The 6,263-nt window shown below is 68.6% G+C and carries 9 protein-coding genes; 4 read left to right on the top strand and 5 right to left on the bottom strand.

Annotation, left to right across the window (positions count from 1 at the left end; all coding sequences use genetic code 11):
• Positions 1-248 precede the first annotated feature (248 nt).
• Positions 249-1,133 carry a type IV toxin-antitoxin system AbiEi family antitoxin gene (locus MVA01S_RS27975; protein WP_003928555.1) on the top strand — a complete coding sequence of 295 codons (885 nt, stop codon included), beginning with the start codon at positions 249-251 and terminating at the stop codon, positions 1,131-1,133.
• A gap of 76 nt (positions 1,134-1,209) precedes the next feature.
• Here MVA01S_RS27975 and MVA01S_RS27970 read toward each other — a convergent pair whose 3' ends face one another.
• A complete protein-coding gene (locus MVA01S_RS27970) occupies positions 1,210-2,613 on the bottom strand; it encodes a glycine--tRNA ligase (protein ID WP_003928554.1) in 1,404 nt (467 codons plus the stop codon).
• 86 nt (positions 2,614-2,699) lie between these two features.
• Between MVA01S_RS27970 and MVA01S_RS27965 the strand changes: the two genes are divergently transcribed.
• Together MVA01S_RS27965 and MVA01S_RS27960 are read left to right on the top strand one after the other, a co-directional pair.
• Positions 2,700-3,062: an ArsR/SmtB family transcription factor gene (locus MVA01S_RS27965; protein ID WP_003928553.1), complete on the top strand. Its 363-nt coding sequence runs from the start codon at positions 2,700-2,702 to the stop codon at positions 3,060-3,062.
• A complete protein-coding gene (locus MVA01S_RS27960; protein WP_003928552.1) occupies positions 3,059-3,454 on the top strand; it encodes a Fur family transcriptional regulator in 396 nt (131 codons plus the stop codon). The genes MVA01S_RS27965 and MVA01S_RS27960 overlap by 4 nt, the downstream gene beginning before the upstream one ends.
• On the opposite strand, the gene MVA01S_RS27955 is transcribed toward MVA01S_RS27960, so the two are convergent.
• From MVA01S_RS27955 to recO, 4 genes are read right to left on the bottom strand one after another with little or no spacing between them, the layout of a single operon-like run.
• The gene (locus MVA01S_RS27955; protein WP_003928551.1) at positions 3,451-3,642 is read right to left on the bottom strand and encodes a hypothetical protein; all 192 of its coding nucleotides are present in this window, start codon (positions 3,640-3,642) and stop codon (positions 3,451-3,453) included. The genes MVA01S_RS27960 and MVA01S_RS27955 overlap by 4 nt on opposite strands.
• A gap of 9 nt (positions 3,643-3,651) precedes the next feature.
• Positions 3,652-4,059 carry a hypothetical protein gene (locus MVA01S_RS27950; RefSeq protein WP_003928550.1) on the bottom strand — a complete coding sequence of 136 codons (408 nt, stop codon included), beginning with the start codon at positions 4,057-4,059 and terminating at the stop codon, positions 3,652-3,654.
• Positions 4,060-4,081: 22 nt separating this feature from the next.
• Positions 4,082-4,975, bottom strand: a complete 894-nt coding sequence (locus MVA01S_RS27945) for a decaprenyl diphosphate synthase (RefSeq protein WP_003928549.1) — start codon at positions 4,973-4,975, stop codon at positions 4,082-4,084.
• Complete coding sequence (recO, locus tag MVA01S_RS27940; protein WP_003928548.1) at positions 4,914-5,753, bottom strand: DNA repair protein RecO; 840 nt, start codon at positions 5,751-5,753, stop codon at positions 4,914-4,916. Before recO ends, MVA01S_RS27945 begins: the two co-directional genes overlap by 62 nt.
• 63 nt (positions 5,754-5,816) lie before the next feature.
• Here recO and MVA01S_RS27935 point away from each other — a divergent pair.
• Positions 5,817-6,263, top strand: a 447-nt coding sequence (locus MVA01S_RS27935; RefSeq protein ID WP_255251724.1) for an amidase family protein, incomplete at its 3' end; no start/stop codon positions are given.

The raw sequence follows: 6,263 nt of genomic DNA, 5'->3' as shown, positions 1-6,263 counted from the left end.
ATTCGGCGGCGGCGGTGGCGGCTTCAGCGGCGGCGGCGGCCGCTTCTAACCGCGCGCCCCTCCCTTCCCCCTCCCCCTTTCCCCTCCCCCCTTTCCCGCGAGCGTGCGTGTCTGCGGGCGACACGCCGCCTTTTTCCCGAACTTCACGCACGTTCGTCGGGCGCCGGTTATCCCCAACCGGGACTTGATCCACAGGTGCACCGCTTGCCGCGTGGGGGGCGGCAACGCTGCGATCGACGATCGTGGCCATGATCGAATTCGATGAACAGTTCCGGGAGCAGGGTGGTGTCGCGACGACGGCTCAGCTGTTGCAGTTCTGCAGCCGCAGCCGCCTCGACACCGAGATCCGCGACGGCCGCCTGATCAAGGTGTGGCCCGGCGTGTACAGCCGGGTCGAGCCGGACACGATGACGCGACTGCGCGGCCTCGACCTGCGGGCCGGCGAACCCGTCGCAATATGCCTGGGCACCGCGGCCGCCGCGTACGGCTTCGACACCGAGGACACCCGCGACATCCACGCCATCAATCCGCCGAGACACCAGCTGCGCAACTGCGACGGTCTGGTCGTGCACCGGCGCGAAGGCGCCCCGTTGAGCGTGGCGGACGGCCGACCGGCGACGGCCGCGGCGTGGACCGCCGTCGAGGTTGCGCGGTCCCTCCGCCGGCCGCGGGCGTTGGCCACGCTGGACGCGGCGCTACGCAGCAGGAGCTGTGACCATCGCGGGCTGGCGATCGCCGCCAGCGCGCAGGCCGGTCGGCGCGGCATCGTGGCGGTGCGTGACCTCATCCCGCTGGCTGACCCTCGGGCCGAGTCGCCGATGGAGAGCGAGGCACGGCTGGCAATGCTTGACGGCAGATTGCCCGCACCCCTGCTGCAGCACGAACTCCTCGACCGCAGTGGGCGGATGTGGCGCGTCGACTTCGCCTGGCCGGGTGCCAGTCTCGCCGTCGAGTACGACGGATTCGACTGGCACAGCGATCCGGAGCGGTTCGCCCGGGACCGTCAGAAACGCGCGGCGCTCCAGGAGATCGGTTGGAGCATGCTGTCGGTGGTGTCCGACGACGTCCGGAAACACCCCGAGGTCATGGTGCGACGCATCGAGAACGCGTTGGTGCGCCGGATGGCAGCCTGAGCGTGCGTGAACTTCGTGATTCTGACGGCGTGTCCGCCGCAGACACGCACGCTCGCGGTCAGAAGTGAAGCGGGGGTTAGCAGCCCTTGAGGCGCACCGCGAGATAGTCGGACACCGCGTCGATGGCCACGCGCTCCTGGGTCATCGCGTCGCGTTCGCGGATGGTGACCGCATGGTCCTCCAACGAGTCGAAGTCGACGGTGATGCAGTACGGCGTGCCGATCTCGTCCTGGCGACGGTAGCGACGCCCGATCGCGCCGGCGTCGTCGAACTCGACGTTCCACGCCTTGCGAAGCTCGGCAGCCAGGTCGCGCGCCTTGGGCGACAGGTCCGCGTGGCGCGACAGCGGCAGCACCGCGGCCTTGACCGGCGCCAGCCGCGGGTCCAACCGCAGCACCGTGCGCTTGTCGACACCGCCCTTGGCGTTGGGAGCCTCGTCCTCGTTGTACGCATCCACCAGGAACGCCATCAGCGAGCGGGTCAGGCCGGCCGCCGGCTCGATCACGTACGGCACGTAGCGGGTGTCGGTGGCCTGGTCGTAGAACGACAGATCGACACCGGAATGCTTTGAATGCGTGGACAAGTCGAAGTTGGTGCGGTTGGCGATGCCTTCCAGCTCACCCCACGGGTTGCCGGCGAAACCGAACTTGTACTCGATGTCGGTGGTGCCGTCGGAGTAGTGCGACAACTTCTCCTTCGGATGCTCGTACAGGCGCAGGTTGTCGCGATCGATGCCGAGGTCGACGTACCACTGGAGACGGGTGTCGATCCAGTACTGATGCCATTCCGGGGCCGTCGACGGCTCGACGAAGAACTCCATCTCCATCTGCTCGAACTCGCGCGTGCGGAAGATGAAGTTGCCCGGGGTGATCTCGTTGCGGAAGCTCTTGCCGATCTGCCCGATGCCGAAGGGCGGCTTCTTGCGCGCGGTGGTGACCACGTTGGCGAAGTTGACGAAGATGCCCTGCGCGGTCTCGGGGCGCAGGTAGTGCAGACCGTCCTCGGACTCGATCGGGCCGAGATAGGTCTTGAGCATCATGTTGAAGTCGCGGGGCTCGGTCCACTGCCCCTTGGTGCCGCAGTCCGGGCACACGATCTCCGACATCGGCACCGCGTCGGGGTCGGCGTACCCCTCCTTGGCGCCCTTCTTCTCGAAGAAGGACTCCTGCATGTGGTCCTGCCGGTGGCGCTTATGGCAGTTCAGGCACTCCACCAGCGGGTCGTTGAACACCTCGACGTGGCCGGAGGCGACCCACACCTGGCGGGGCAGGATGATCGCGCTGTCCAGCCCGACGACGTCGTCACGGCTGGTGACGACGGAGCGCCACCACTGCCGCTTGATGTTCTCCTTGAGCTCGACACCGAGTGGGCCGTAGTCCCAGGCGGATTTGGTACCGCCGTAGATCTCGCCGGACTGGAACACCAGCCCGCGACGCTTGGCGAGGTTCGCAACGGTGTCGACGATCGAAGACGGGGCCACGGAGTGACAGCGTAGCGAGGTCGCTATTGCCGTCCGCGTCACATCCCCGATTGACATGCACGGTCGCGCATGTATCGTGACACCTAATGAAAACGATTTCCAGTACAGCAGGTCCGGCGGAGGTCCACCACCACGCCGGCACCCCGCCGGCCGAGCTTCCGCAGCGCGCGGTTCTCGACACCGCCGGGGACCTGCTGCGGGCGCTGGCCGCTCCGGTGCGGATCGCGATCGTGCTGCAGCTGCGCGAGGAGGCGCGCTGCGTCCACGAGCTCGTCGACGCGCTGGGCGTGCCCCAGCCGCTGGTCAGCCAGCATCTGCGCATCCTGAAGTCCGCGGGTGTGGTGGAGGGGTCACGCTCGGGTCGGGAGGTGTTGTACCGGCTGGTCGACAATCACCTCGCCGAGATCGTGGTCGCCGCGGTGACCCATGCCACCGAGGAACCGCGATGACGGGCGCCGTGCGCTCGACCCGGCAGCGCGCCGCCATCTCCGCGCTGCTGGAGAACATCGACGACTTCCGGTCCGCCCAGGAACTGCACGACGAACTGCGCCGCCGAGGCGAAGGCATCGGCCTGACCACCGTGTACCGCACGCTGCAGCAGATGGCCGCCGCCGGGATGGTGGACACGCTGCGCACCGACACCGGCGAATCGGTGTACCGGCGCTGTTCCGAACACCATCACCATCATCTCGTCTGCCGCGCCTGCGGCTGCACCGTCGAGATCCAGGGCGGCCACGTCGAGGCCTGGGCCGCCGACGTCGCCCACGAACACGGCTTCTCCGACGTCAGCCACACCATCGAGATCTTCGGCATCTGCACCGGCTGCACGGCCGGGCGTTAACGCCGCCTACCGCGGCGCCAGCCTGCGACAGCGATCAGCACGCCGACGATCGCGATCAGCGGTCCGAGAACCGACCACGTCGTGGTGCTGCTCATCGGGCTGCCCTGCACCGCCCCGAAGCCCTGGAACGCGAACAAGGTGCCGGCCAGCGCGACCAGCACGCCCACGACGATGAGCAGGATGCGCATTCGGCGACCTTAACCGGTCAGAGCCCGCCGCACGTCGCTCCCGGTGGACAGCACCATCAACACCAGCGTGCGCAGCGCGTCGTCGGTCAGCCCGGCCGCCGGGAAGTTGTACCGCAACAGCACATCGCCGACCTTCTTGGCGTTGCCCCCGGCCGCGCCGGTCTTCTCGACCAGCGACACCGTGCCCAGCAACGTGTCGTGGGCATGTTTGGCGACCTTGGCACGAAGGTTCTTGTCCAACAACAGATCCCAGGCCAGCACCTGCGTCAGTGACACCAGGTCGAGGTCCTCGGCGATGGTGACCACCCTCAGCGAGGCGAACGTCTGGTCGTGCTGCACAGTCAGCGCGCCGTCGTCCTCCCGGGTCACGGGCAGGATCTCGGCCAGCACCACCGCCAGGCGATCAGACAGTTCCATCAGGCCCCGCCGCTCCGGTACATCATTCGGCTCTGCCGAAGCGCCTGTTGCGGTTCACGTACTCCTCGCACGCCGCCCACAGATCGCGACGGTCGTAGTCCGGCCACAGCTTGTCCTGGAACACGTACTCGGCGTAGGCCGCCTGCCACAGCAGGAAGTTGCTGGCCCGCTGCTCCCCGGAGGTCCGGATGAACAGGTCGACGTCGGGGATGTCGGCGCGGTGCAGGTGCTTGGCGAACTGGGCCTCACTGATGCGGTTCGGCTTGATCTTGCCGTCGGCCGCCTCCTGAGCCAGTTCACGGGCCGCCTCGACGATCTCGGTGCGGCCGCCGTAGTTGACGCAGTAGTTGATCGTGATGACGTCATTGTCGACGGTCATCTGCTCGGCGATGTCGAATTCCTTGATGACGCTGCTCCACATGCGGGGCCGCGAACCGACCCAGCGCATCCGCACGCCCATCTCGTTGAGGTTCTCCCGGCGGCGGCGCACCACCTCGCGGTTGAAGCCCATCAGGAACCGCACTTCCTCGGTGCTGCGCTTCCAGTTCTCGGTGGAGAACGCGTACACCGTGAGGTGCTTGATGCCGATCTCGATGGCCCCGCAGGTGATGTCGATGAGCACCGCCTCGCCCATCTTGTGGCCCTCGGTGCGGCCGAGCCCGCGCTGGGTGGCCCAGCGGCCGTTGCCGTCCATCACGACCGCGACGTGGTTGGGCACCTGGCCGGCCGGGATCTTCGGCGCGGCCTCTTTCGAGGTGTGCTGCGGCGGCCGGGAGAACTTGCCGTTGGTCCGCGGGGGAAGTTCAGGGAAGACGACGGGCCAGGTCGACTTGTCCGGGAAGGTCGGGTAGTCGTCAGGCGCCGGGGGCAGCTGCGGGTAGCTGGGCCGACCCTTCCGCCGCCCGGTCCGTTCCATTGCCATGCGCAACATCCTGCCTGATGCCCCCGGCAACCATCCGCTCTGCCCTGCGCTCCACGAGCGGCAACGTCCGCAGCTGGCGTTCCAGGTGCCACTGCAGATGGGCGGCCACCAGCCCGCTGGCCTGGCTGCGGTGCGCCGAGGTGGACAGCTGCGCGTGCTCCCAGTCGCCCTCGTACAGGGCGGCCATCAGGTCCAGTACCCCCTGCGGCGGGGTCACCGAGCCGGACGGCCGGCAGTGCACACACACGCTTCCGCCGGCCCCGACGTGGAACGCCCGGTGCGGCCCGGGGGCCGCGCACCGTGCGCACTCGGTCAGCGCCGGCGCCCATCCCGCGACCCCCATCGCGCGCAGCAGGTAGGCGTCGAGGACGAGTTCGCGGGGCCGGGCGGCGTCGGCCACCGCGCGCAGCGCGGCCACGGTGAGCCGGTGCAGCGCCGGCACCGGGGCGCGCTCCTCCCCCGCGATCCGCTCCGCGGTCTCCAGCATCGCGCAGGCACAGGTGTAGCGGCCGTAGTCGCTGACGATGTCGGAGGCGAACGCGTCGATGGCCTGCACCTGGGTGACGATGTCCAGGTTGCGGCCAGGGTGTAGCTGAACGTCGATGTGCGCGAACGGTTCCAGTCGTGCGCCGAACTTGCTGCGGGTGCGCCGCACCCCTTTGGCCACTGCCCGCACCAGACCGTGATCGCGGGTCAGCAGACTCACGATCCGGTCGGCTTCGCCGAGCTTGTGCTGCCGGAGCACCACAGCCCGATCCCGGTACAGACGCATCGGATCAGTCTCCCACTGCCGGGGGACGATTTTCGGTTCGCAGCGCCGATACTCTCGTACGTGATGGCCGAAACCACTTCTTCCCGCAGTTCATCCTCCTCCCGGCGTCACACCCGATTTCCCACGGTGGGCAACCAGTTGTTCCAGCTCGCCGCCGGCACCGCCACGTCCGTCGACCTGGTGACCCGGTCGCTGGAGGCCATCGAGGCGAGCCAGCCGACCCTGAACGCGTTCCGGGTGGTGCTCGCCGAGCAGGCGCTGGCCGACGCGGCCGAGGCCGACCGCAAGCGTGCGGCCGGCGCCGACCTGTGCCGCCACCCGCTGCTGGGCATCCCGATCGCGGTCAAGGACGACGTCGACGTCGCGGGCGTGCCCACCCGGTTCGGCGCCGACGGCGACGTCCGGGTCGCCGACGCCGACGCCGAGGTGGTGCGCAGGCTGCGCGCCGCCGGTGCGGTGATCGTCGGCAAGACCAACACCTGCGAACTCGGCCAGTGGCCGTTCACCAGC

Source organism: Mycolicibacterium vaccae NBRC 14118 = CIP 105934, from assembly GCF_001552715.1.
Lineage (GTDB): Bacteria > Actinomycetota > Actinomycetes > Mycobacteriales > Mycobacteriaceae > Mycobacterium > Mycobacterium vaccae.
This window is presented reverse-complemented; position numbering and strand designations above follow the sequence as displayed.

Coding starts and splice junctions, on each gene's coding strand:
- MVA01S_RS27960 (WP_003928552.1), top strand. CDS start 3,059: ATGACGGGCGCCGTGCGCTCGACCCGGCAGCGCGCCGCCATCTCCGCG.
- MVA01S_RS27965 (WP_003928553.1), top strand. CDS start 2,700: ATGAAAACGATTTCCAGTACAGCAGGTCCGGCGGAGGTCCACCACCAC.
- MVA01S_RS27945 (WP_003928549.1), bottom strand. CDS start 4,975: ATGGAACGGACCGGGCGGCGGAAGGGTCGGCCCAGCTACCCGCAGCTG.
- MVA01S_RS27975 (WP_003928555.1), top strand. CDS start 249: ATGATCGAATTCGATGAACAGTTCCGGGAGCAGGGTGGTGTCGCGACG.
- MVA01S_RS27950 (WP_003928550.1), bottom strand. CDS start 4,059: ATGGAACTGTCTGATCGCCTGGCGGTGGTGCTGGCCGAGATCCTGCCC.
- MVA01S_RS27955 (WP_003928551.1), bottom strand. CDS start 3,642: ATGCGCATCCTGCTCATCGTCGTGGGCGTGCTGGTCGCGCTGGCCGGC.
- recO (WP_003928548.1), bottom strand. CDS start 5,753: ATGCGTCTGTACCGGGATCGGGCTGTGGTGCTCCGGCAGCACAAGCTC.